At 71.8% G+C, this 23047-nt stretch carries 19 protein-coding genes, 1 tRNA gene and 3 pseudogenes; 13 read left to right on the top strand and 10 right to left on the bottom strand.

Annotated features, from left to right (window positions below; translation table 11 throughout):
- The first annotated feature begins 211 nt into the window (after positions 1 to 211).
- The 6 genes from ACFT32_RS20605 (at position 212) to ACFT32_RS20580 (ending at position 10381) form a co-directional block, all read left to right on the top strand.
- Positions 212 to 409: a hypothetical protein gene (locus tag ACFT32_RS20605; RefSeq protein WP_382491081.1), complete on the top strand. Its 198-nt coding sequence runs from the start codon at positions 212 to 214 to the stop codon at positions 407 to 409.
- A gap of 245 nt (positions 410 to 654) precedes the next feature.
- Positions 655 to 3486 (top strand): type I DNA topoisomerase, encoded by a 2832-nt coding sequence (gene topA, locus ACFT32_RS20600; RefSeq protein WP_382491078.1) that lies wholly within the window; start codon positions 655 to 657, stop codon positions 3484 to 3486.
- 156 nt (positions 3487 to 3642) lie between these two features.
- Entirely contained in the window at positions 3643 to 7068 is a 3426-nt protein-coding gene (gene tmk / locus ACFT32_RS20595; protein ID WP_382491076.1) for a dTMP kinase, read from the top strand.
- Positions 7069 to 7213: 145 nt separating this feature from the next.
- Positions 7214 to 8419, top strand: coding sequence for a DNA polymerase III subunit delta' (locus ACFT32_RS20590; RefSeq protein ID WP_382491073.1), 1206 nt, complete (start codon positions 7214 to 7216; stop codon positions 8417 to 8419).
- Between the two features lie 134 nt (positions 8420 to 8553).
- A complete protein-coding gene (locus tag ACFT32_RS20585) occupies positions 8554 to 10200 on the top strand; it encodes an alpha/beta hydrolase (protein ID WP_382491070.1) in 1647 nt (548 codons plus the stop codon).
- 107 nt (positions 10201 to 10307) lie between these two features.
- Positions 10308 to 10381 (top strand) — tRNA-Thr (locus tag ACFT32_RS20580).
- A 53-nt stretch (positions 10382 to 10434) separates the two neighbouring features.
- Here the strand turns inward: ACFT32_RS20580 and ACFT32_RS20575 are convergent.
- From ACFT32_RS20575 to ACFT32_RS20560, 4 genes and pseudogenes are all read right to left on the bottom strand, one after another.
- Positions 10435 to 11669, bottom strand: a pseudogene (locus ACFT32_RS20575) (MFS transporter).
- A gap of 20 nt (positions 11670 to 11689) precedes the next feature.
- A complete protein-coding gene (locus ACFT32_RS20570) occupies positions 11690 to 12220 on the bottom strand; it encodes a DinB family protein (RefSeq protein ID WP_382491067.1) in 531 nt (176 codons plus the stop codon).
- Positions 12208 to 12420 carry a hypothetical protein gene (locus ACFT32_RS20565; RefSeq protein ID WP_382492788.1) on the bottom strand — a complete coding sequence of 71 codons (213 nt, stop codon included), beginning with the start codon at positions 12418 to 12420 and terminating at the stop codon, positions 12208 to 12210. The genes ACFT32_RS20570 and ACFT32_RS20565 overlap by 13 nt, the downstream gene beginning before the upstream one ends.
- A gap of 112 nt (positions 12421 to 12532) precedes the next feature.
- A pseudogene (locus tag ACFT32_RS20560) lies at positions 12533 to 12814 on the bottom strand (FAD-dependent oxidoreductase); the annotation flags it as partial.
- Here ACFT32_RS20560 and ACFT32_RS20555 point away from each other — a divergent pair.
- Positions 12702 to 12941 carry a hypothetical protein gene (locus ACFT32_RS20555; protein ID WP_382492786.1) on the top strand — a complete coding sequence of 80 codons (240 nt, stop codon included), beginning with the start codon at positions 12702 to 12704 and terminating at the stop codon, positions 12939 to 12941. The pseudogene ACFT32_RS20560 and the gene ACFT32_RS20555 sit on opposite strands and share 113 nt — an antisense overlap.
- Before the next feature lie 140 nt (positions 12942 to 13081).
- Here the strand turns inward: ACFT32_RS20555 and ACFT32_RS20550 are convergent, their stop codons facing one another.
- Entirely contained in the window at positions 13082 to 13507 is a 426-nt protein-coding gene (locus ACFT32_RS20550; protein ID WP_382491066.1) for a MarR family winged helix-turn-helix transcriptional regulator, read from the bottom strand.
- Positions 13508 to 13589: 82 nt separating this feature from the next.
- On the opposite strand from ACFT32_RS20550, the gene ACFT32_RS20545 reads away from it, so the two are divergent.
- The 4 genes and pseudogenes from ACFT32_RS20545 (at position 13590) to ACFT32_RS20530 (ending at position 16080) form a co-directional block, all read left to right on the top strand.
- A complete protein-coding gene (locus ACFT32_RS20545; RefSeq protein WP_382491064.1) occupies positions 13590 to 13769 on the top strand; it encodes a hypothetical protein in 180 nt (59 codons plus the stop codon).
- A pseudogene (locus ACFT32_RS20540) lies at positions 13750 to 13871 on the top strand (MBL fold metallo-hydrolase); the annotation flags it as partial. The gene ACFT32_RS20545 and the pseudogene ACFT32_RS20540, both read left to right, overlap by 20 nt.
- 105 nt (positions 13872 to 13976) lie before the next feature.
- Positions 13977 to 14756: an SDR family oxidoreductase gene (locus tag ACFT32_RS20535; RefSeq protein WP_382491062.1), complete on the top strand. Its 780-nt coding sequence runs from the start codon at positions 13977 to 13979 to the stop codon at positions 14754 to 14756.
- Between the two features lie 70 nt (positions 14757 to 14826).
- Positions 14827 to 16080 (top strand): hypothetical protein, encoded by a 1254-nt coding sequence (locus tag ACFT32_RS20530; protein ID WP_382491060.1) that lies wholly within the window; start codon positions 14827 to 14829, stop codon positions 16078 to 16080.
- A 111-nt stretch (positions 16081 to 16191) separates the two neighbouring features.
- On the opposite strand, the gene ACFT32_RS20525 is transcribed toward ACFT32_RS20530, so the two are convergent.
- From ACFT32_RS20525 to ACFT32_RS20515, 3 genes are all read right to left on the bottom strand, one after another.
- Positions 16192 to 16584 carry a type II toxin-antitoxin system VapC family toxin gene (locus ACFT32_RS20525; RefSeq protein WP_382491057.1) on the bottom strand — a complete coding sequence of 131 codons (393 nt, stop codon included), beginning with the start codon at positions 16582 to 16584 and terminating at the stop codon, positions 16192 to 16194.
- Entirely contained in the window at positions 16581 to 16859 is a 279-nt protein-coding gene (locus tag ACFT32_RS20520; RefSeq protein WP_382491054.1) for a hypothetical protein, read from the bottom strand. The genes ACFT32_RS20525 and ACFT32_RS20520 overlap by 4 nt, the downstream gene beginning before the upstream one ends.
- Before the next feature lie 143 nt (positions 16860 to 17002).
- Positions 17003 to 17878, bottom strand: coding sequence for an effector binding domain-containing protein (locus tag ACFT32_RS20515; protein WP_382492697.1), 876 nt, complete (start codon positions 17876 to 17878; stop codon positions 17003 to 17005).
- A 219-nt stretch (positions 17879 to 18097) separates the two neighbouring features.
- Between ACFT32_RS20515 and ACFT32_RS20510 the strand changes: the two genes are divergently transcribed.
- Positions 18098 to 18991, top strand: coding sequence for a glycosyltransferase family 2 protein (locus tag ACFT32_RS20510; protein ID WP_382491053.1), 894 nt, complete (start codon positions 18098 to 18100; stop codon positions 18989 to 18991).
- A gap of 208 nt (positions 18992 to 19199) precedes the next feature.
- On the opposite strand, the gene ACFT32_RS20505 is transcribed toward ACFT32_RS20510, so the two are convergent.
- Both ACFT32_RS20505 and ACFT32_RS20500 read right to left on the bottom strand, forming a co-directional pair.
- Positions 19200 to 20891, bottom strand: a complete 1692-nt coding sequence (locus ACFT32_RS20505) for a bifunctional 3'-5' exonuclease/DNA polymerase (RefSeq protein WP_382491050.1) — start codon at positions 20889 to 20891, stop codon at positions 19200 to 19202.
- Between the two features lie 208 nt (positions 20892 to 21099).
- Positions 21100 to 21843: a Clp protease N-terminal domain-containing protein gene (locus tag ACFT32_RS20500; protein ID WP_382491049.1), complete on the bottom strand. Its 744-nt coding sequence runs from the start codon at positions 21841 to 21843 to the stop codon at positions 21100 to 21102.
- A 74-nt stretch (positions 21844 to 21917) separates the two neighbouring features.
- On the opposite strand from ACFT32_RS20500, the gene ACFT32_RS20495 reads away from it, so the two are divergent.
- Positions 21918 to 23042 (top strand): DUF2786 domain-containing protein, encoded by a 1125-nt coding sequence (locus tag ACFT32_RS20495; RefSeq protein ID WP_382491046.1) that lies wholly within the window; start codon positions 21918 to 21920, stop codon positions 23040 to 23042.
- Positions 23043 to 23047 lie beyond the last annotated feature (5 nt).

Here is a 23047-nt window from a genome sequence, read left to right as displayed (position 1 = left end):
GGCCCGGAGAAGAGGCCCGGAGAAGAGGCCCGCCAATAAATTTCGAGTCGATTTGGACACCTCGTCCCGAACGGGTCCCGAGGGGGCCGGTCCTCCCGGATCCACGGCCGCGTCGCCCCGGCGTTCACCTACGGTTCGCCTGCCCGCCGCCCACGCGTGTCAGCCTCCCGGGGCTGGAAGTCGCGGACTGGGGAAAAGGGGCACGGGGGCCATGGAGAGCGAACCGGCGATCTTCGCGGGAGCGGTGTTCTCCCTGTTCGGAGGGGGACTGCTGGCGTGGACCGTGACGCGCGTACGCCAGCACCGGCCCGTCGCCGAGGGTGTGAGGCCCGTCGCATCGGCGACCCTCGCGAGCATCGTCGCGGTGCTCGCCCTGGCGGCCGGAACATGGTGCTTCACCCGCCTCTGAAGCCCGAGTCGGCGTCGCGCCCGCCGGTAATCGAGAGGTCGCGCTCCGCATAGGGCCGGGCCGGCTCCGGGCACTCCGGGCGGCAGGAATGGTGGTAGTCGGGTTACCGTTCGAGTGGCCGTTGCGGGCTTTTCCCGTTTGACACGGGGGCGGGCTGTACCGTCACACTCCGCAGCGTCACCACGACCCAGCCCCGGGCAAGCGACCCCGGGGAGGCCCAGCGTCGACCGGAGAGAAGAGCGAAGTTGTCCCCGACCAGCGAGACCGCAGAGGGCGGCCGCCGACTCGTCATCGTCGAGTCGCCTGCCAAGGCGAAGACGATCAAGGGCTATCTCGGCCCCGGATACATCGTCGAGGCGAGCGTCGGGCACATCCGCGACCTTCCCAACGGCGCTGCCGAGGTGCCCGAGAAGTACACGGGCGAGGTCCGCCGCCTCGGTGTGGACGTCGAACACGACTTCCAGCCGATCTATGTGGTCAACGCCGATAAGAAGGCCCAGGTCAAGAAGCTCAAGGACCTGCTGAAGGAGTCCGACGAACTCTTCCTCGCCACCGATGAGGACCGCGAGGGCGAGGCCATCGCCTGGCACCTGCAGGAAGTCCTGAAGCCCAAGGTCCCGGTCAAGCGGATGGTCTTCCACGAGATCACCAAGGCCGCGATCCAGGCCGCCGTGGCCAACCCGCGCCAGCTCAACCAGAAGCTCGTCGACGCCCAGGAGACCCGCCGCATCCTCGACCGCCTCTACGGCTACGAGGTCTCGCCGGTCCTGTGGAAGAAGGTCATGCCGCGGCTGTCCGCGGGCCGTGTCCAGTCGGTCGCCACGCGACTCGTCGTCGAGCGGGAACGCGAGCGCATCGCCTTCCGTTCCGCCGAGTACTGGGACCTGACGGGCACCTTCGCGACCGGCCGGGCCGGAGACTCGTCGGACCCGTCGTCGCTGGTCGCGCGTCTGCAGTCCGTCGACGGCAGGAGGGTCGCGCAGGGCCGCGACTTCGACTCCCTGGGTCAGCTGAAGAACGCGAACACCCTCCACCTCGACGAGGCGAACGCCCGCGCCCTGGCCGCCGCGCTCGAGCAGACGCGGTTCGCCGTCCGGTCCGTCGAGTCCAAGCCCTACCGCCGCTCGCCGTACGCCCCGTTCCGTACGACGACGCTGCAGCAGGAGGCCAGCCGCAAGCTCGGCTTCGGCGCCAAGGCGACCATGCAGATCGCGCAGAAGCTGTACGAGAACGGCTACATCACGTACATGCGTACGGACTCCACGACCCTGAGCGACACGGCGGTCACCGCCGCTCGTGCCCAGGTCACGCAGCTGTACGGCGCCGACTATCTGCCGCCGCAGCCGAGGACGTACGCCGGGAAGGTCAAGAACGCGCAGGAGGCGCACGAGGCGATCCGCCCCTCGGGTGATCGTTTCCGCACTCCCGCCGAGACCGGGCTGACCGGTGACCAGTTCAGGCTCTACGAGCTGATCTGGAAGCGGACCGTCGCCTCCCAGATGAAGGACGCGACCGGCAACAGCGTCACGGTGAAGATCGGCGGCACGGCGGCCGACGGCCGGGACGTCGAGTTCAGCGCGTCCGGCAAGACGATCACCTTCCACGGCTTCCTGAAGGCCTACGTCGAAGGCGCCGACGACCCGAACGCCGAGCTCGACGACCGCGAGCGCCGGCTGCCCCAGGTCTCCGAGGGCGACGCCCTGAGCGCCGAGGAGATCACGGTCGACGGGCACGCCACCAAGCCCCCGGCCCGCTACACCGAGGCCTCCCTGGTCAAGGAGCTGGAAGAGCGCGAGATCGGCCGCCCGTCGACGTACGCGTCGATCATCGGCACGATCCTCGACCGCGGCTATGTGTTCAAGAAGGGCACGGCCCTGGTGCCGTCCTTCCTGTCCTTCGCCGTGGTCAACCTTCTGGAGAAGCACTTCGGGCGGCTCGTCGACTACGGCTTCACCGCCAAGATGGAGGACGACCTCGACCGCATCGCCCGCGGTGAGGCGCAGTCCGTGCCGTGGCTGAAGCGGTTCTACTTCGGCGAGGGCACAGGCGAGGGCGGTGCCGCCGACGCCGGCAACGGTGACGGGGACCACCTCGGCGGCCTCAAGGAACTGGTCACCGACCTGGGCGCGATCGACGCGCGCGAGGTCTCGTCGTTCCCCGTGGGCAACGACATCGTGCTGCGGGTCGGCCGCTACGGGCCGTACATCGAGCGCGGCGAGAAGGACACCGAGCAGCACCAGCGCGCCGACATCCCGGACGACCTGGCGCCGGACGAGCTCTCCGTCGACCTCGCCGAGGAACTGCTCGCCAAGCCGAGCGGCGACTACGAGCTGGGCCCCGACCCGGCCACCGGCCACACGATCGTCGCCAAGGACGGCCGCTACGGCCCGTATGTCACGGAGATCCTCCCCGAGGGCACCCCGAAGACGGGCAAGAACGCGGTCAAGCCGCGTACGGCCTCCCTCTTCAAGACGATGTCCCTGGACACGGTGACGCTCGACGACGCCCTGAAGCTGATGTCGCTGCCGCGTGTCGTCGGCGCCGACGCCGAGGGCCAGGAGATCACCGCGCAGAACGGCCGCTACGGCCCGTATCTGAAGAAGGGGACGGACTCGCGCTCGCTCCAGGCGGAGGAGCAGCTCTTCACGATCACGCTGGAAGAGGCGCTGGCGATCTACGCCCAGCCGAAGCAGCGGGGCCGGGCGGCCGCCAAGCCGCCGCTGAAGGAGCTGGGCACCGACCCGGTGAGCGAGAAGCCGGTCGTCGTCAAGGACGGCCGCTTCGGGCCGTACGTCACCGACGGGGAGACCAACGCCACCCTGCGCTCCGGCGACAGCGTCGAGACGATCACCCAGGAGCGCGGCTTCGAGCTGCTCGCCGAGAAGCGGGCGAAGGGGCCGGCGAAGAAGACCGCCAAGAAGGCCCCGGCGAAGAAGGCCCCGGCGAAGAAGACGGCAGCCAAGAAGACCGCGGCGAAGAAGACCACGACCGCGAAGAAGACGACGGCCAAGAAGACCACCACGGCGAAGAAGACGGCGGCCAAGACGGCGACCGCCTCGAAGCCGACGGAGGACTGAGGCCCGGTCAGGACCTGTTCGGGACCCGGGCCGCCAAGGCCCGCGTCTTCGCGCAGGGTTCGAAACGCGAACGCCCCGGCAACACTTCGGTGTCGGGGCGTGCGCATGCCAGGACGGGCCCTCCAGGGTGTCGGTGGCTCCCGATAGGCTGAATGCATGACGCGAGCCGAGCACCCCACGGCCTCTCCACCGGCCCCCGACGATGCCCTGGTCGCGGACTCCCGCGAGCGCGCCGTCCGCGCCCTGCTGCGCCGTCCGCAGTTGAAGCGGTTGTGGAGCGCACAGCTCGTGGGCGGCGTGGCCGACACCCTGGCCCTTCTCGTGCTGGTCCTGCTCACGCTCCAGGCGGCTGTCGCCGAGGGCGCGTTCGGGGGCGGCTATCGAGGCGTGGCGTTCGCAGTGGCGACCGTTTTCGGAGTGCGCATCCTCGCGACGCTCCTCTTCGGCGCGGTGCTCCTCGGTCCGCTCACGGCGCTCACCTCCCAGGACGGCCCGCTCGACCGCCGCTGGACCATGGTCGGCGCGGACGGGCTGCGCGCCGCGCTGCTCATCGTCGCGCCGCTGTGGATCGACTGGATGCCCGACGACGCCCTGGCCATGCTCCTTGTCACGGCCTTCGTGACCGGAGTCGCCGAGCGCTTCTGGACGGTGTGCCGCGAGAGCGCGGCCCCCGCGCTGCTGCCCGCACCGCCGCCGGAAGGCGCGACGGTCCGGCCGCTGCCCGACCACCTGGACGCCCTGCGCCGGCTCTCGCTGCGCACCGGTTTCATCGCGATCCCGCTCGCGGCCGTCGTGCTCGTCGTCGCAGCCCTCTTCAACAACCTGCTGGGCGTCGGCATCGACTGGTTCGGCCAGCACCAGGCGGCCCTCGCCTCGTACGTGGCGGCCGGGCTGTTCGCCGCGTCCCTCTCCGTGCTGACCTTCCTCGAACTGCCCGCCACGCGCACCCCGCGCGCGCGGTCCCCGCTCGAGGGGCTGCGCCGCCCGAAGACCGGAACCGGCGCGGACAAGGGCCGCACCGGCGCGATGCCGCTGCTGGTGCTGGCCTGCGCGGCCGTCGCCGCCGCGGTCTCTGCCGCCGTCGCCGTGTCCGTGCTGCACGCCAAGGACCTGGGCGGCGGCCCGGTGCTGTACGGCCTGTTCGTGGGCGTGCTCACCGGCGGTGTCGTCGTCGGCATCCGTACGGCGCCCGCGCTGCTGCCCGGCCTGTCGCGCCGCCGGCTGCTCGCGCTGGTGATCGCATTCACCGGCGTCGCGCTGCTGGCCGCCGGGCTGGTACCGGACGTCACCACCGTGCTGCTGATCCTCGCTGCCGCCGGTGTGGGCGCGGGCATCGCCGCCAACATCGGGCACACGCTGCTCGACCAGGAGACCGAGGAATACCGACGGTCCCGTACGACCGAGCACCTGCACGCGGTCGTCCGGGTCTGCGTGGCGCTCGGCGCGGTGATCGCCCCGCTGGTGGCGGCGGCGATCGGGCCACACCGGCTGGAGAGCGGCAAGCTCGTCTTCGCGCACGGCGGCGCGGCCTTCACGCTGATGCTCGCCGGCGCCCTGCTGCTGCCGGTGGCCGCGCTGGTGCTGGCCAAGGTCGACGACCGCTCCGGAGTGCCGCTGCGCCAGGACCTGCGCGACGCGCTGCTCCGCGGTGACGACCCGGACCAGGCGCCCGCGAGCACCGGTTTCTTCATCGCCCTGGAGGGCGGCGACGGGGCCGGCAAGTCCACGCAGGCCGAGGCGCTCGCCGAGTGGATCCGCGGCAAGGGCCACGAGGTCGTGCTGACGCGCGAGCCGGGGGCGACGCCGGTGGGCAAGCGGCTGCGGTCGATCCTGCTGGACGTGTCCAGCGAGGGCCTGTCGCACCGCGCGGAGGCACTGCTGTACGCGGCCGACCGGGCCGAGCACATCGACACCGTCGTACGGCCCGCCCTGGAGCGCGGCGCGGTCGTCATCTCCGACCGGTACATCGACTCGTCCGTGGCCTACCAGGGCGCGGGCCGTGATCTGTCGCCGACCGAGATCGCCCGGATCAACCGCTGGGCCACGAACGGGCTGGTGCCGCATCTGACCGTCCTGCTGGACGTCGCGCCGGAGACCGCGCGCGAGCGGTTCACCGAGGCGCCCGACCGGCTGGAGTCGGAGCCCGCCGAGTTCCACGCGCGCGTGCGGTCCGGCTTCCTGACCCTGGCCGCGGCCGACGCCGGGCGGTACCTGGTGGTGGACGCCGGTCAGGAGCCCGAGGCCGTCACGACCGTCGTCCGGCACCGGCTCGACCAGGTGCTGCCGCTGTCCGAGGCCGAGATCAAGGCCCAGGAGGAGGCGCGGAAGAAGGCCGAGGAGGAGGCCCGCCGCAAGGCCGAGGAAGAGGCCGCCCGCAAGGCCGAGGAGGAGCGCCTGGAGCGCGAGCGCCAGGAGCAGCTGGCCCGGCTGCGTGCCGAGGAGGAGGAGCGCAAGCGGCGCGAGCTCGAGGAGGCGCAGCGGCGCGAGGCCGAACGGCAGGCCGAGGAGGCCCGGCGACGGGCCGAGGAAGCGCAGAAGAAGGCCGAGGAGGAGCGGGCGCGGCTCCTCGCGGAGGAGAAGGCCCGGGCCGAGGAAGAGGCCCGCCGCAAGGCCGAGGAGGACCGGCGCCGCAAGCAGGCCGAGGAAGAGGCCCGGCTGCGTGCCGAGGCCGAGGCGCTCCGTCTGGAGAAGCAGCGCAAGGCCGAGGCCGCGCTGCTGCGGGCCGAGGAGGCGCGACGCCTGGCGGAGGCGGCGGCCGCGGCAGCGGAGGCGGGGCCGAAGAGTTCCCCCCAAGGCTCTGCCCAGGGCTCTCCCCAGGGTTCCGCTCCGCAGGGCGCTTCTCGTACGTCGGCCGGTCAGGACGCGGCGACCGTGCCGACGCCCGTGGTGACACCGGAGAACGCCCCGGGCGGCTCAGGTTCCGGCTCCGGCTCCGGCTCGGGCTCGGGCTCGGGCTCGGGCTCCGGCTCCGTGGACGAGACGACCGTGCTGCGCCGGGTGCGGGACGACAAGGCGGGCGACGACGCCGGCGGCAAGGCCGGCGAAAGGCCCGACGGCAAGACCTCCGGCCGCGGCCGGACCTCCGGGGGAGCCGACGCCGAGGTGACGGCCGAGCTGCCGAAGCCGCCGGTGCCGCCGAGGGCGGGCGAGGAGACGGAGGTGCTGCCGCCGGTCTCTTCCCGCGCGGGTGACGAGACCGAGGTGCTGCCCGCGGTGCGCCCCGGGGCCGAGGACACGCCGTCCTGGGCAGCGGACGAGACCGCCGTGCTGCCTCCGGTCCGGCCGACGGACGCCGAGGAGACGGCCGTGCTGCCGCCCGTACGCGGGGACGAACCGGCGGACCGGGTTCCGCCCGGTTATTTCCGGGACGACTCCCCGGCCTCCCGTCCCGACGGGACCGAGGACCGTACGCGCGAGCTGCCTCAGGTCGACGCCGAGGGCGAGCCGCGCCGCCGCCGGTCCGACTGGGCCGAGGAGACGCCGCTGGACGACCTGCCCTCACTCGCGGACGAGCTGCTCGGACCGCACGAGGACGAGCCGGACGAGGGCCGGGGGCGCCGGGGGAGGGGCCGGGGCCGCTGAGGCCCTGCCCGGCAGGCGGTTTCGGAAGATCACCGGCCCCGGCCCTCTGAGGGCCGGGGCCGGTTGTCAGTGGTCGCCCCCACAATGGATCTCGCAGGGCAGTACGGTCCGCGGACGCGGACGTGACGGAAGGGCGGCGTGACCCATGACCGTGTGGGACGACCTCGTCGGGCAGGAGAGGGTGAGCGCGCAGCTGGACGCTGCCGCCAGGGACGCCGACGCCCTGGTCACCGCCGCCGCGGCCGACACCCCTCCGCCCGAGGCGTCGAAGATGACCCACGCGTGGCTGTTCACGGGCCCGCCCGGAGCCGGGCGGAACCAGGCGGCGCGGGCCTTCGCGGCGGCACTGCAGTGCGTCAGCCCCGACCGGGCCCTGGGCGGCTCCCCGGGCTGCGGCTTCTGCGACGGATGTCACACGGCACTGGTGGGCACGCACGCCGACGTCACCACCGTGGCCGCGGTAGGGGCGCAGATCCTCGCCGACGACATGCGCGACACCGTGCGCAAGTCGTTCACCTCGCCGGCGAACGGCCGCTGGCAGATCATCCTCGTCGAGGACGCCGAGCGGCTGAACGAGAAGTCGGCCAACGCCGTCCTCAAGGCTGTGGAGGAGCCCGCCCCCCGCACGGTCTGGCTGCTCTGCGCCCCCTCCATCGAGGACGTCCTGCCCACCATCCGCTCCCGCTGCCGGCATCTGAACCTGAGCACGCCGTCGGTCGACGCCGTCGCCGACATGCTCGTACGGCGCGAGGGCATCGAGCCGGCCGCCGCCGCCGCGGCGGCCCGCGCGACCCAGGGCCATGTCGACCGGGCCCGTCGGCTGGCCACCGACCCGGCCGCGCGCGAACGCCGTGCCGCCGTGCTGAGGATGCCGCTGCGCGTGGAGGAGGTCGGCGGCGCGCTCAAGGCCGCCCAGGAGCTGGTCGACGCGGCCGCCGAGGACGCCAAGCAGCTCGCCGAGGAGATGGACGCCAAGGAGACCGAGGAGCTGAAGGCCGCTCTCGGCGCGGCCCAGGGCGGCCGGATGCCGCGCGGTACGGCCGGCGTGATCAAGGACCTGGAGGACAAGCAGAAGCGCCGCAGAACACGCACGCAGCGCGACAGCCTCGACCTCGCCCTGACCGACCTCACGGCGTTCTACCGCGATGTCCTCGCCCTCCAGCTCGGCTCCCGGGTGGCCATCGCCAACGCGGACGCCGAGGATGTCCTGGAGCGCCTGGCCCGCGGCAGCTCCCCCGAGTCCACACTCCGCCGCATCGAGGCGATCGCCGGCTGCCGTGACGCGCTCGACCGCAACGTGGCGCCGCTGCTCGCGGTGGAGGCGATGACGATGGCGCTCAGAGCGGGCTGACACCCGGCGGGGCCGGGAGCTGACACCCGGCGAGGCCGGGAGACGCGGGGGACCTGGGGTTGACGTTGTAACTCTTACGAGGCACGACACGCACGCACGGCACTCATTCCATCGCGCAGAGTTACGCTCGCTGGATGTACACAAGGCGCACCCCTCGCTCCGCCTCCGCCTCCGACCCCGCTCCCCGTCGCGCGGGCTCCGGCGGCGCTCACCGCAGGGCCCGTGGCGGAGTCAGGACCGCGGTCGGCCTCCTCGCCATGGCCGCGCTGCTGGTCTCCGCCTGCTCCTCGGGGAGCCCGACGACGTCCGCGGCCTCCGCGGCGGCGGAGCCGGCGGCGCTGGCCGCACTGCCGAAGTCCGTCCCCGCGGCGCTCGCGTCGTACTACGCGCAGAAGCCGGACTGGCGCGGCTGCGGTGTCCCCGGCTTCCAGTGCGCCACCATCAAGGCGCCGCTCGACTACGCCAGGCCGTCCGCCGGTGACGTCCGGCTCGCCGTCGCCCGCAAGAAGGCCACGGGCGAGCGGCTGGGCTCGCTGCTCGTGAACCCCGGCGGGCCGGGCGGCTCGGCGATCGGCTACATGGAGTCGTACGCCGGCATCGGCTATCCGGCCGAGGTCCGGGCCCGCTACGACATGGTGGCGGTCGACCCGCGCGGCGTGGCCCGCAGCGAACCCGTCGAGTGTCTGGACGGGCCGGACATGGACACGTACACGCAGACGGACATCACGCCCGACGACGTGAAGGAGGGCGACGGGCTGGTCGCGGCGTACCGGACGTTCGCCGAGGGCTGCGGCGCGGACGCGCCCAGGCTGCTGCGCCATGTGTCCACCGTGGAGGCGGCCAGGGACATGGACATCGTGCGGGCCGCGCTCGGCGACAAGAAGCTGAACTACGTCGGCGCCTCCTACGGGACGTTCCTCGGCGCGACATACGCAGGGCTCTTCCCGGACCGGGCGGGCCGGCTGGTGCTGGACGGCGCGATGGACCCGTCGCTGCCCGCGCGGCGGCTGAACCTGGAACAGACGGCGGGTTTCGAGACGGCGTTCCGGTCGTTCGCGCGGGACTGCGTACGGCAGGCCGACTGCCCGCTGGGCGGCGCGGGCACCTCGCCCGAGCGGGTGGGCAGGAACCTGAAGGCGTTCTTCGGGGAACTGGACGAGCAGCCCGTCCCCACCGGCGACCCCGACGGCCGTCGCCTCACCGAGTCGCTCGCCACGACCGGTGTGATCGCGGCCATGTACGACGAGGGCGCCTGGCCCCAGCTGCGCGAGGCGCTCACCTCCGCGATGAAGGAGGACGACGGCGCCGGACTGCTCGTCCTGTCCGACGGCTACTTCGAGCGTGACGCCGACGGCGCCTACAGCAACCTGATGTTCGCCAACGCGGCGGTGAACTGCCTGGACCTGCCGCCCGCCTTCGACACCCCCGACCAGGTGCGCAGCGCGCTGCCGGACTTCAGGAAGGCGTCCCCCGTCTTCGGCGAGGGCCTCGCCTGGGCGTCGCTGAACTGCGCGTACTGGCCGGTGCACGCCACGGGCGAGCCGCGCCGCATCGAGGCGAAGGGCGCGGCCCCCATCGTGGTGGTCGGCACCACCCGCGACCCGGCGACCCCGTACCGCTGGGCCCAGGCCCTGGCCGGCCAGCTCTCCTCGGCCCGCCTCCTCACCTACGAGGGCGACGGCCACACGGCCTACGGCCGCGGCAGCGCCTGCGTCGACCGCACGATCAACGCCTACCTCCTGCGCGGCACCCCGCCCGAGGACGGAAAGCGCTGCTCATAACCGTCGCCCCGGCCCCGGAGGGCCCGCCTCCGGGGTCGGTACGGAGCACCCTTCGAAACTGTGTAGACTTACCGTCGTTGCTGATCGCACCATAGTGCGGACAGCGCGCCGCCTTAGCTCAGATGGCCAGAGCAACGCACTCGTAATGCGTAGGTCTCGGGTTCGAATCCCGAAGGCGGCTCAGTAAAAAGGCCAGGTCACATAATTCGTGACCTGGCCTTTTGTGTTGTGCTCTCACCGGCTGCTCGCGGTGGCCGCGATGGCGGGGAGCACGGCGAGGGCGAGGACGCCGCCGGTGAGGGCGAGGACGGGGTAGCCGGCGGTGGCCACGACGAGTCCGGAGGTGAGGCCGCCGGTGGCGCCGGCGATGGCGATGGAGACGTCGACCATGCCCTGGGTCTTGGCACGGGTGGCCGGCGGCACGGCGTCGGTGACCATCGCGGTGCCGGAGACGAGACCGAGGTTCCAGCCCAGCCCCAGCAGGGCGAGCGCCAGGGCGAGCAGGGCGACGGAGTCGGGGGGCGCCGCGGCGGCCGTGATTCCGGCTGCGAGGAGCGTGAGGCCGGAGGCTGCCGCGACGACGGTTGGGCCGTGGCGGTCGACGAACCAGCCGGTCAGCGGTGAGGGCAGGTACATGGCACCGACGTGGATGGCGATGACGAGGCCGGACGCTGCGGTGCCGTGGCCGTGGTCGTGCATGTGCACCGGGGTCATCGTCATGATCGCGACCATGACGAGCTGGGTGAGGATCATGGTCAGCGCGCCCGGTATCAGCCCCGGCCCGCGAGTCTTCGCCGTGGCGGCCTCCGTCGGTTGCTGGAGGTCGAGGCTGCGGGCGAGCAGCAGGGGGTCGGGGCGCAGCCAGGCGGCGAGGGCGAGGGCGGCCAGGGCGTAGGCGGCGCCGGCGAGGAGGAACGGCCCGGCCAGGGTGGGTATGCCGAGGGTGTCGGCGAGGTCGCCGGTGGGGGCGGCGAGGTTGGGGCCGACGACTCCGCCGAGGGTGGTGGCGACCAGGACGGTGGAGACGGCGCGGGCACGGTGTGCGGGGGCCGCGAGATCGGCTCCGGCGTACCGCGCCTGGAGGTTGGTCGCGGTGCCGGCGCCGTAGCGAACAAGGCGATGAACAGCAGCACGGGGCTGTCGGCGACGGCGGCGGCGATGACGCCCGCGCTGCCGACGGCGCCGGTCAGGTATCCCGCCGCCAGGCCCGGCCGGCGGCCCCGGGCCTGGGAGATGCGGCCGATGGTGACGGCGGCGAGGGCCGAGCCGGCGGTGAACAGGGCGCTGGGCAGGCCCGCGAGGTCGGTGGAGCCGAGCATGTCCTGCGCGAGGAGGGCGCCGACGGTGATGCCGGCCGCGAGCCCCGCCCCGCTCAGGATCTGGCCGGCGACCAGGACGGCGAGCACGCGGCGCTGTGCCTCGGGCCGCGGGGATATACCGCCGGTGGTGTCCGGGGCGGTGCTTGTCACGGGTGAGTCGCTCCCTGGGGCTACAGGACGTCTACGACGAGATAGCCGTCGATCCGGCGCAGGTGTTCGCTGTCGGGGTCGGGCGGGAGTGCGTGGCCGAGGCCGGCGGCGCGGACCTCGCTGATCCACTGGTCGTGCTGGTACTCGTGGTTGATGAGCGTGGTGAGCAAGTGGGTGGCGACGACGGTGAGTTGAGTGGGGGCGCCGACCCGGCCGGCGGCGATGTCGCCGATGCGGGCGTGCACGCGTTCGGCGACGGCGGTGCGGAACTCGGTGAGCCGTTTGACCGTGGGCAGCGTGCCGCGGAACTTCTCCGGGTTCGCCGAGTCCATGAGCCCGTCCAGTTCCGGGTCCGGGCTGGGCTCGGCCGCGGTGAGGTTGCGGATCATGAAGTGGGCGACGTGGGCCTGATGACCGAGGTGCCAGCCGATGGCGCTGGAGTTCTCGTGCGGGCGCCAGGTCACCTCGTCCGGGGTGAGGTCCCTCCACAGGTCGTCGGTGTAGGCACGGGCACGGTCGTACTCGCGCAGCAACGCTTCTATCTGGAGCATGAGTTCGCCTCATCTGTGGTCGGGGTGGTCTGGGTGGTCAGGGACGCCGTCACCGCTCGCTCGGCGGCGGCGGGGGCGCCCTCGATGTGCCCGGCGTACCGGTCGGCCGTCTCGGTCGAGGCCCAGTGCAGCCTGCCGTCCAGCGCGGGCCGTCGGTAGAGGGGGTGGCCGAACAGGGAGTAGTCGGCCAGGTGGCGCACGGCGGGCGGTGCGGTCCACCGCTCGCCGCTCCAGTCCTGTATGTGGGTGGAGCGTCTCGGGCTCGGCGGCGGCCGGGTCGAAGAGCTGGGTCAGCTGGGCGGTCACCGCCCGCTCGAATCCGGAGCCGACGGCCTGGGCCGGCTCGGAGCCGCACAGCGCGGCGGGCCGCCCGTCTGGACCCGACATGTCGTGCAGCTCCTGCAGCGGGCCGGTCCTGCTGGCCGCCGCCCCGGCGAGCCCCGCTTCCCGCCAGAAGGCGGCAGGGTAGCGGACGACGACCTTGGCGACCGCCCCCATCCACACCGGGGTCGCCCGGGCGAGGCGGACCAGTTCGGCGGGCAGCTGTGAGCCGAAGTCGATGCGCGCGAGGGCGAGCGCGGGAGGTACGGCCACCACGGCCGGGGCTCCCGTGGAGATCGCCTACGAGGCAGTCTGGGACAACGGCACCCCGCTCGCGGCCGACCTGGAGGACTTCGTAACGGCCCTCACCCGGCAGGCCGATGGGGGCAAGGGCGATTGATGGAGGTTATGCCTCCCGTATTCCGGCCCCTCCGGTGAGTTTCGTCCGTAGGCATTCAAGTTGACGCCAAGGCGTATCAGGATTCCTGCAGCTGCCCGAGAAAGGAACGGCGGGTTGACGACGCGCTCTGAACATGGGTTTCAGCGGCGGGATATGGCTCGCTGCAACAGGTCCTGAAGCGCACTTTGTTCCTGGTCGGTCAGACCCACCAAGGGAGGTCCCTCCCGCAGGATTTCCAGCAGCTTTTCCCGGCGCTCGGCGCCTTCGGGGGTGAGGCTCAGCTGCTTGGCCCGGCGATCGGAGGGGTGGGGACGCCGTTCGATCAGCCGCTGGCTCTCGAGCTTGTCGATCACGACGGTGGCGTTCGACGGTTCGCAGATCATCCGCCCGGCCAGCTCGCTCAAGGTCATCGGACTCGTCAGCTCGCGCAGCGCCGCGGCCTGCGCCGGGGTGAGACCGATCGTGGCCACACGCTCACGGACGTGCGCAGTGATCTGGATGTCCAGCTGGTTCACCAGCTTGCCCAGCTCCCACAGCGCCGCTGCCTGCGCATCCGTTGTCGTCATGACCCCAGGCTAGCAAGCTCCTTCAAGTCATGATAGTTATGGTCATAACCTTTCAGGTCATAGGTATATGGAGGTCGGACCCATGCTGCACACGGCATCGCACCTGGACGAGCGGCTCCGGCGACCGTCGGGCATTCGGTCCCTGAGGCTCGACAAGGCCCGGCTCTGGCTGGACACCACCGACGAGGACTGGGCGGAGCACCCCGAGTACCTCGACGACTCCGGGCACGTCCACGAGCCTCCGCCGCACCCTCGTCCGTGAGCTGGCCGAGCCCGGCACGATCGGATTCGGCGTCCACTTCGCCTACGTCGTGTTCGGCCGCGTCGACACCGACGGAGGCGGCCGGTCTGGCGCCCGGTCGACGCCTGCACCCGGCCCGACGGAGGGCCGCCCCGACCTGCATGCTCGCCATCCCTCTTGTGCCAGCAGTTCAGAAATTTGTGCCCGTAGTTCAGGAATTGGAGTGCCATGAACCTCAACCTCACCACCAAGACAGCCGTCGTCACCGGTGCCGGCCGGGGCATCGGACTGGCCACCGTCCGGACGCTGATAGGCGAAGGCGTCCGTGTCGTGGGCGCCGCTCGCACCATCACGCCCGAACTGAAGGAAACCGGCGCCCGTACGGTGTCGGCCGACCTGAGCACCGCGGAAGGGGTCTCCGCCCTCATCGACAGTGCTCTCGCCGAGCTGGGGGGCATCGACCTGCTGGTGAACAACGTGGGTGGCGGGGACGGGGCGACCGTCGGCTTCCTGGACGTCGATGACGCCGAGTGGGCCGGTGCGTTCGACATCAACGTGCTCAGCACGGTCCGTGCCACGCGGGCGGCTCTGCCCAGCCTGATCGAGCGCCGGGGAGCGATCGTCAACATCTCGTCCATCCTGGCCCTGATGACCGGAGGCTTCCCGCCCGCCATCAGCTCGGCGAAGGCGGCGCTCACAGCGCTCGGCAAGTCCCTGTCCGAGGAGTTCGGTCCCCGGGGTGTACGCGTGAACACCATTTCCCCCGGCCTGGTCCGCACCTCGGTCTACCAGGACCCGGACGGACAGGTCGCCCAGTGGGCCGCCGCGTCCGGCATGTCCCTCGATGAGTTCACCCAGCGGATGGTGAAGACGCAGAACGTCACGACCGGCCGTATGACCGAACCGGCGGAAGTGGCGGCGCTGATCGCGTTCCTCCTGTCCGACGCGGCCGGAAACATCACCGGCGTCGACTACGTCATCGACGGCGGCACGATCAAGACGGTCTGAACCGGAACGCTCACGAGGACTGGCCGCAAAACGCGCGGGCCGAGCCGGGGACTGGTGAAGAATCAGCCGGGTGGACAACGAGATTCAGCTGATCAGCGACGGTGACGGACTGACAGTCATCGGGAGTGAGACGGATGTCGAACGTTTCCTCGTCTCGGAGGGGCTGTCGTCGAAGGGCATCGGACTGCGACGGCTCAAGTCAGTGGCCGGTGCCGGGGCTGTGGTCGCGCAGGCAGGTTCGGACGTTGCTGCCGAGTCCGCCTGCTGGGTGAAGCTGACCCGGGAGTCGGCACAGGTCGTCAAGAAGTACGGGCTGAGGGAAAGCTCGGAGACGGGTCTCAGCACCGGTGTGGTGAAGGGGCCGAAGGGCCAGATCAAGGGTTTCGTCGAATTCGTGAGCGGGCCCCGATCGCTTCTGGGCAACCCGGCGGTTCTCGCTCGTGCTGCGGGGGTCATGGCGCAGCTCGCGATGCAGCAGACCATGGACGAGATCACCGACTATCTCTCCACGATCGACGAGAAGGTCGACGACGTGCTCCGCGCTCAGGAGGACACCGCGTTGTCCGACATGATCGGAGCGGAGCTCGTGATCGAGGAGGCCATGACCATCCGGGAGCAGGTGGGCCGCGTTTCCGAGATCACGTGGTCGAAGGTGCAGGCTACGCCGGGGACGATTGCGACGACCCAGGTGTACGCGTTGCGTCGACTCGACGCACTCGCGGAGAAGATGGAGCACAAGGCAAAGATCGGTGATCTCGCCGAGGCGGCCAAGGAAGCCGAGTCCAACGCTCAGGAGTGGTTGGCTGTTCTGGCTCGTTGCTTCCAACTGCAGGACGCGATCGCCGTGCTCGAACTCGACCGGGTGCTGGACGCGGCTCCGGAGGAGCTGGACCGGCATCGCCTCGGGGTTCGGATCGCCCGGCAGAATCGGCTGGATCTCATCTCGCGGAGCACCGAGCGACTGGTGGCACGGATGAACGCGGCCGCCGACGCGGCCAACGCGAAGGTGCTGCTGCACCCGACCAGGTCCCCGGCTGTGGTCCAGTCGAGCAACCATGTAGTGACCGGCATCCATGACTTCCATACGCGGCTCGGGATCGAGTCCGGTCGGCGGTCGTCGGAGACGAGACGATGGGCGGTCGCGGCGGCGGAGGTGAGGGACAAGGCGCTTGAGACAGGAGCGAAGGGCGTCGGTGCCGCCAGAAGCCTCGGCAACGAGACCCTGGACCGGGCCAGCTCGGTGAGGGGCAGACTCTCCAGCGGGATCGCCGAGCGAGCGCGCCGTCGTCGCGGGGACGAGGAGGAACGCGCCGAGGAAGGCTGAGTGAGTGCCGACCGTCAGCCACGTGCGCAGCACGCCTACGCCCTCAACTGCGAAGAGCCGGATGCTGTGAACTGCTACCTCTGTCGAGCAGAGGGGGTGGCGCGGGCCTGATCAGATCTTGATGATGCGGACGCCGGGGCCGCACAGCATGTGGAGGTCATCGGGATCTGACGTCAGGACGGTTACCGGGGAGGGGGAGGTAAGCGCGGTGGCGGCCACGAGGGCGTCGAGGGCGTATTCGTGGCCGTGCAGGCCGGCTGCCGCGAGCGCCTTGCTCGCGTGGCGGGCGATGGCTTCGGTGGGCGGGACGATGTTGACGCGCGAGACCGCGTAGTCGAAGCGAGCCTGGTTGATCTTGGGGTCGCGGGCTTCGGCGAGGGTGACGGAACTGGTGATGACGCGGATGTCCTCTGCCTCGGCCGCAGTCAGCCACTCGGTGAGTTCGGGTGAGCGGCGTACGAGTTTGGACAGGCCCTCGCAGTCCAGAACGAGGGTGCCGCTCACGCAGCGTCCCCCGAGCCCGCGGTGTCACCACGCAGGACGGCTCGCTTGGCCTCGACCGCTGCCTGGTCGACGGAGCCGTGTTCGGCTTCCGCGTCCTCGATGAGTTCGCGCAGACGGTCGCGCTCCAACTGGCGCTGGATGAGGGCTTCGACGTAGGCGGACATGCCGCGCTTGCCGGTGCGTGCCTTGAGGGCGGCGATGGTGCCTTCGTGGAGGGAGACGGAGACCGGGCGGACAGGGCCTTCGCCGGGAGCGGGTTCGGGAGTGGCGGCCATGGAGCCACTTTGACAAAACTTTTGTTATTGGGCCGAGGTGATTCCATGGCGTGCCTGTGGACCGCTGTCCCGCCCGAGGGGGAAGCGGACGGCTCCACCGAGACCCCAGGTCGGATGGAGCCCGGCCTGGGGTTTCTTGGTGTTCAGTGGACGGTTTCGCGCTCCACCGGCAGCCACAGCTCGGCGTTCGCGTGGGTGCCGTCCGTCGAGAGTTCGGTTCGGAGGATCTCCGGGCCGGGGCGGCTGCGGTACGGGTTGGACGGGAACCACTCGGTGAAGACGTCTCGCCAGAGCTCCTGGATGGCCTGGGGGGCCGGGCCGGAAGTGGTGAAGACCGCCCAGGTGCCGGGTGGGACGGGGAGGGTGGCGACGCCCTCGGGCGGCGAGGTCTGCGCTGAGGTGATCACTCCGTGGTAATAGTCGAGTTCCGTGCCCTCCGCTCGGCTCGGGTCCAGGTCGTCGCAGACCGCGACGATGCCCTGGGGGTCCTGGTCGGAGAGTTTTTTCAGGTGTTCCAGGGCCGGCTTGTCGAGGCCGCGGACGAAGTCGATGATCGACTCGTTGGGGCCTGAGTGGACCAGGGGGATCCGGGTCTTGAAGCCGGTGACGGTGAAGGCCGGACGGTCCACCACTCGGTAGTGCATGCTGCTGCTCCCTTCGACGGTGAGGCGGAAGGTGAGCCGGGGCTGGGAGACGAGCGCGGCGCCGGTGCGCCGGGCCTCGCCCGGTCCCACGCCGTGCATCGTGCGGAACGCCCGTGCGAAGGCCTCGCCGGAGCCGTAGCCGTAGCGCACCGCGATCTCCAGCAGCGTCTCGCCGCCCGCGAGCACCTCCGCGCCCGCGACGGTGAGCCGCCGGCGCCGGATGTACTCCGACAGGGGCATGCCTGCCAGCGCGGAGAACATCCGGCGCAGGTGGTACTCCGAGGTGGCCGCGATCCGTGCCAGCTCCACGGCGTCGACGGAGTCGTCGAGGTGGCGCTCGATGTGTTCCATGGCCTGGTTGAGCCGCTCCAGCACGCCCGGTTCCTTCCTTCTTCGTGCCTCTTCGGTGTTCACCACGCTAGGCAGCGCGCCCCCTGCCGGACCCGACATCCTGTGCCCGATCGGGTCGGGTGCCGGTTCGGCCGAACGAGTCAGGCGGACCGTCGTCCGGCAGGCGTATTTAAGGGGGCCTTACCGTGAACGGCTAGCATCGCCCGTCGACCCGTCAGCTGCCGACCGTGATGAGGTGAGGACATGGGGGCGCCCAGGATCGCCGTCGCCGTAGTGACGATGGGCAATCGGCCCGAGGAGGTCGACGCGCTGCTCCGGTCCGTGGCCAAGCAGGACGTGCCGCCCGAGCGGATCGTGATCGTCGGCAACGGCTGCCCGCTGCCCGAGTTCGCCCGGCGGCTGTCGCTGCCCGGTGAGGTCACCCCTGTCGAACTCGACGAGAACCTCGGGTGCCCCGGTGGGCGGAACGCTGCCCTCGCGCGGCTGCGGGAGTTCGGTGATGTCGACGTCGTCATCGACCTGGACGACGACGGGCTGCTCGTGGACGCCGATGTGCTGCGCCGCGTGCGCGATCTGTACGCCGCCGACGAACGGCTCGGCATCGTCGGGTTCCGCATCGCCGACGAACTCGGCGAGACGCAGCAGCGGCATGTGCCCCGGATCGGCGGCTCGGACCCCCTGCGCGGCGGTTACGTCACCGGGTTCCTCGGCGGCGGGCACGCGCTGCGGATGGCGATGCTCGACGAGGTCGGCGACTGGCCCGCCGAGTTCTTCTTCGCCCACGAGGAGACCGACCTGGCCTGGCGCGCGGCCGACGCGGACTGGCACATCCTCTACGCGCCCGAACTGCTGCTCCAGCACCCGAAGACCTCGCCCGCCCGGCACGCCATCTACTACCGCGTGAACGCCCGCAACCGGGTCTGGCTGGTCCGGCGCCGGCTGCCGGTGGCGCTCGTCCCCGTCCATCTGGGCGTCTGGGTGCTGCTCACCCTCGCACGGAACCGTTCCGCCGCCGGGTTGCGTGCGTGGTTCGGCGGATTCCTGGAAGGCGTACGGGAGTCGGCGGGCGAGCGGCGGCCCATGCGCTGGCGTACGGTGTGGCGGCTCACGCGGCTGGGGCGGCCGCCCGTCATCTGACAGCCGAAGCCGCGGTGGTGGGACGGGGATTGAGTGGGCCCCGGCCGTTCATCTCCGCCGACCGGGACCCGGAACCGGCCGCGGCGGCGACACTCCCCCGAGTGGCGCGCCGAGACGCGCGCACCGCCGGGCCGGATCCGACGGAGTGATCACATCAGGTTGAGCCAACGGATCGCTAACACATGGCCAACGGTGACCAGGAGGCGGATCACTTCGCATCCGCATAGCACTCCACCACCGCCGTGGTGAACGGAAACCGCACCGGTGTCTGGCCGAAGGTCAGCTGTCCGGCCAGGGTCGCCGCCTCGTGGATCGCCGTCACGACCGCCTCCGTCTCCTCCTCGGGGCAGTGCACGATCACCTCGTCGTGCTGGAAGAAGACCAGCTCGGCCGCCATGTCCGCGCAGGTCTTGCGCAGCGCGGCGAGCAGGAGCAGGGCCCAGTCGGCGGCGCTGCCCTGGACGACGAAGTTGCGGGCGAAGCGGCCGCGGGCGCGGGCGTTGGTGGAGGCGTAGCCGGGCACCCAGGGCGCGGCGGTGTCGGGGTGGTCGTCGTCGGCGACGGGGATGCCGGCCTCCTCCGTACCGTCGTCCGTGGCCCGGGCCGCGGGCGGGCAGGTCCGGCCGAGCCAGGTCCGCACGAGCCGGCCCTCCTCGCCGGCGCGGGCCGCGTCGTCGACGTACGCCACCGCCCTCGGGAAGCGGCGTCTGAGCGCGGCGAGGTTCTTCAGGCCGTCGCCGGAGGTCTGGCCGTAGACCGCGCCGAGCACGGCGAGTTTGGCCTGGGCACGGTCTCCGGAGAAGGCGCGGTCGGAGACGGACTGGTACAGGTCGGTCTCCCGGCCCGCCACCTCCATCAGCCCGGGGTCGCGGGAGATCGCCGCGAGGACGCGCGGCTCCATCTGGTCGGCGTCGGCGACGACGAGCCGCCAGCCGGGGTCGGCGACCACGGCCCGCCGGATCACCTTGGGGATCTGGAGCCCGCCCCCGCCATTGGTCACCCAGCGCCCGGTGACCGTCCCGCCCGCGAGGAACTCGGGTCTGAACCGCCCCTCGCGGACCCAGTCCTGGAGCCAGGACCAGCCGTGGGCGACCCAGACGCGGTACAGCTTCTTGTACTCGATCAGGGGCTTCACGGCCGGGTGGTCTACGGTCTCGATCTCCCAGCGGCGGGTCGAGGAGACCTTGATGCCGGCCTGCGCGAAGGCCTTGATGACGTCGGCCGGCAGGTCGGGGCGGACCCGGCGGCCGAACGCCGTGGACACCTCGTCGGCCAGTTCGGCCAGCCTGCGGGGCTCGCCGCCGCCCGCGTACCGGTCGCCCAGCAGGTCGTGCAGGACGGCCCGGTGCACCTCGGCGCTCCAGGGCAGCCCGGCGCGGTTCATCTCGGCGGCCACCAGCATGCCCGCCGACTCGGCGGCCGTGAGCAGCCGCATGCGGCCGGGGTGCTCGGCGCTCTCGTGCCGCCGCTGCTGCTCGGCGTAGACCGCGAGGAGGTCCGCGAGGGGGAGGGGGACGCCCTGCGGCTCGAACAGGGAGGACTGCGAGCCCGGTTCGGCGGACCGCTGGGGCGGATCTGGCGGTACGGGGCCGCCGCGCAGCCGGGCCAGGGCGGCCGCGGCCGAGCGTGGTTCCCCGTACCGCCCCTCGTGGCCGAGGAGGAGTGTCTCGGCGGCCTCGATGTCGTAGCACCGCTCGACTCGCACCCCCGTGGCGAGCAGGCGCGGGTAGACCTCGGCGGTGGACCGCCACACCCACCGCGTGACGCCGGGACGGTTCCGCACGGCCTCGGCGGGATCCGTCTCCCGCCGCACCGGCCCGGCGGGCAGCCCGTCAGGACCGAGGGGGGCGACGTCCACGCCACCGTCCTCGGCCGGAGCGAGCGCCCACCGGTCGGCCATGCAGCGAGTCTGCCAGGGGGGTCTGACAACGCCCCCCGACCGCCGCCGACCGCCGTCGCCGTCGCCGACCGCCGCCGCCGTTGCCGTTGCCGTTGCCGACCGCCGACCGCCGACCGCCGACCGCCGACTGCCGTCGCCGTCCGCCGCCGACTGCCGATTGCCGTCGCCGTCCGCCGTCGCCGCCGACACCGCCGCCGCTACGCCGCTGTCACGACTCCTCCGGCGTCTCCTCCCGCGCCCGCACGATCTTCTCCAGCACCGTCACGACGTACCGCTCGGTCGGCTCCTTGGCGATGCCGAGGCCGCTGAGGGCGCCCTCGCCGTTCTCGTGCTCCAGCAGGGCCAGCAGGATGTGCTCGGTGCCGATGTAGTTGTGGCCGAGGCGCAGGGCCTCGCGGAAGGTGAGCTCCAGGACCTTCTTGGCGGCCTGGCCGTACGGCACGAGCTCCGGGGCGTCCTCGACGCCGGGCGGGAGCGCCGCCGTCGCCGCCTCGCGCACCGCGTCGAGGGAGACGCCCTGCTCGGTGAACGCCTTCGCGGCGAGGCCCTCGGGCTCGGCCAGCAGACCGAGGACGAGGTGCTCGGGCAGGCCCTCGGCGTTGCGCGCTGACCTGGCCTCGTTGTGGGCGGCCATCACCGTGTTGCGGGCGCGGGGCGTGTAGCGGTTGAAGCCCTGGCTCGGGTCGAGGTCGGCCGACTCCTTCGGCACGAAGCGCTTCTGCGCGGCCTGCCGGGTGACCCCCATGCTCCTGCCGATGTCCGTCCAGGAGGCGCCCGAACGCCGGGCCTGGTCCACGAAGTGGCCGATCAGATGGTCGGCCACCTCACCGAGGTGATCGGCGGCGATCACCGCGTCCTGGAGCTGCTCGAGGGGTTCCTGATGAACCTTCTTGATCGCCGCGATCAGGTCGTCGAGGCGCACGGATGACGTGATGTCGGGGTTCTTCGTCATGGTGTCAACCGTAGGTTGCACCCTGAGAGGTGTCAACCGTGAGTTGACACCTCGGTGCGTGGCACCATCGGCCCGTGAGTACGTCCCCTACCGTCGACCGCGCGTTCGAAGTGGCCCTGTACGCGACCGGCGAGACGGCCCTCGACACCGGCGCGTCCCTGCTCGCCTCCGACTCGGCGGCGGATGCCGAACTCGCCCGGCGCGGGGAGGAGTTCGTGGCGGCGTCCTGGCGGCGCGGCTGGCAGCCGGCCGATGTCGTACGGATCGTCCGGAGCGAGCTGGAGGACGTCCACGTGCTCCTCGCGGCCGCGCTGATCCGCGCGCAGGCACCCGGCGACCGCCCCCGCGGCCGCCGCTGGAGCGCGCAGCTCGCGGAACTCCCCGCCGACGCCCCGCCCCGCGCCGACCGCTTCTCACACGCCACGGCCGTGCTGGAGCTGTACCGCCTGCTGCTGCGGCTGCCCGCCCTCGAATCCCTCGACGAGAGGGCCGGGGAGGCGGCCGGTGGGACGACCGCTGGAGCCAGGACCGAGTCCCGCATGCTCACCCGTATCCGCGCCCTGCTCGCCAAGGCGGAGGCCACCGGCTTCCCGGAGGAGGCGGAGGCGCTCAGCGCCAAGGCGCAGGAGCTGATGGCCCGGCACAGCGTCGACGAGGCGCTGCTCGCGGCACGGGCCCCCTCGCCCGACACCCCCGGCGCCTGCCGGATCGGTGTGGAACCGCCGTACGAGCAGGCCAAGGCGGTGCTGCTGGACGCCGTCGCCTCCGCCAATCACTGCCGCGCGGTGTGGAACGAACCCCTCGGCTTCTCCACCGTCGTCGGCTTCGAAACGGACCTGGAGGCGGTCGAACTCCTCTACACCTCGTTGCTCGTGCAGGCCACGACCGCGATGACGAAGGCGGAGGCCGCCCAGCGCGCCGGGGGCCGCAAGCGCACCAAGACGTTCCGGCAGTCCTTCCTCGCGGCCTACGCCCACCGCATCGGCACCCGGTTGGGAGAAGTGGCCCAGGCCCAGGTGAGCGACGATCTGCTCCCGGTTCTCGCCTCCCGCGACGTCGCGGTCACCGGGCGGCTGGACCGCATGTTCCCGGAGACGACCACGACCCGCCTGCGCGGTGTGCGCGACGCGGCGGGCTGGACGGAGGGCGCGCAGGCGGCGGACCGCGCCCAGGTCGGGCACCGGCCGCCGCTGCGCTGACCCGC

This window comes from Streptomyces sp. NPDC057002, assembly GCF_042673825.1.
In the GTDB taxonomy this organism is placed as follows: Bacteria; Actinomycetota; Actinomycetes; order Streptomycetales; family Streptomycetaceae; genus Streptomyces.
This window is presented reverse-complemented; position numbering and strand designations above follow the sequence as displayed.

Coding starts and splice junctions, on each gene's coding strand:
- ACFT32_RS20605 (WP_382491081.1), top strand. CDS start 212: ATGGAGAGCGAACCGGCGATCTTCGCGGGAGCGGTGTTCTCCCTGTTC.
- tmk (WP_382491076.1), top strand. CDS start 3,643: ATGACGCGAGCCGAGCACCCCACGGCCTCTCCACCGGCCCCCGACGAT.
- ACFT32_RS20590 (WP_382491073.1), top strand. CDS start 7,214: ATGACCGTGTGGGACGACCTCGTCGGGCAGGAGAGGGTGAGCGCGCAG.
- ACFT32_RS20585 (WP_382491070.1), top strand. CDS start 8,554: ATGTACACAAGGCGCACCCCTCGCTCCGCCTCCGCCTCCGACCCCGCT.
- ACFT32_RS20570 (WP_382491067.1), bottom strand. CDS start 12,220: ATGCTCCAGATAGAAGCGTTGCTGCGCGAGTACGACCGTGCCCGTGCC.
- ACFT32_RS20550 (WP_382491066.1), bottom strand. CDS start 13,507: ATGACGACAACGGATGCGCAGGCAGCGGCGCTGTGGGAGCTGGGCAAG.
- ACFT32_RS20545 (WP_382491064.1), top strand. CDS start 13,590: ATGCTGCACACGGCATCGCACCTGGACGAGCGGCTCCGGCGACCGTCG.
- ACFT32_RS20535 (WP_382491062.1), top strand. CDS start 13,977: ATGAACCTCAACCTCACCACCAAGACAGCCGTCGTCACCGGTGCCGGC.
- ACFT32_RS20520 (WP_382491054.1), bottom strand. CDS start 16,859: ATGGCCGCCACTCCCGAACCCGCTCCCGGCGAAGGCCCTGTCCGCCCG.
- ACFT32_RS20510 (WP_382491053.1), top strand. CDS start 18,098: ATGGGGGCGCCCAGGATCGCCGTCGCCGTAGTGACGATGGGCAATCGG.
- ACFT32_RS20505 (WP_382491050.1), bottom strand. CDS start 20,891: ATGGCCGACCGGTGGGCGCTCGCTCCGGCCGAGGACGGTGGCGTGGAC.
- ACFT32_RS20500 (WP_382491049.1), bottom strand. CDS start 21,843: ATGACGAAGAACCCCGACATCACGTCATCCGTGCGCCTCGACGACCTG.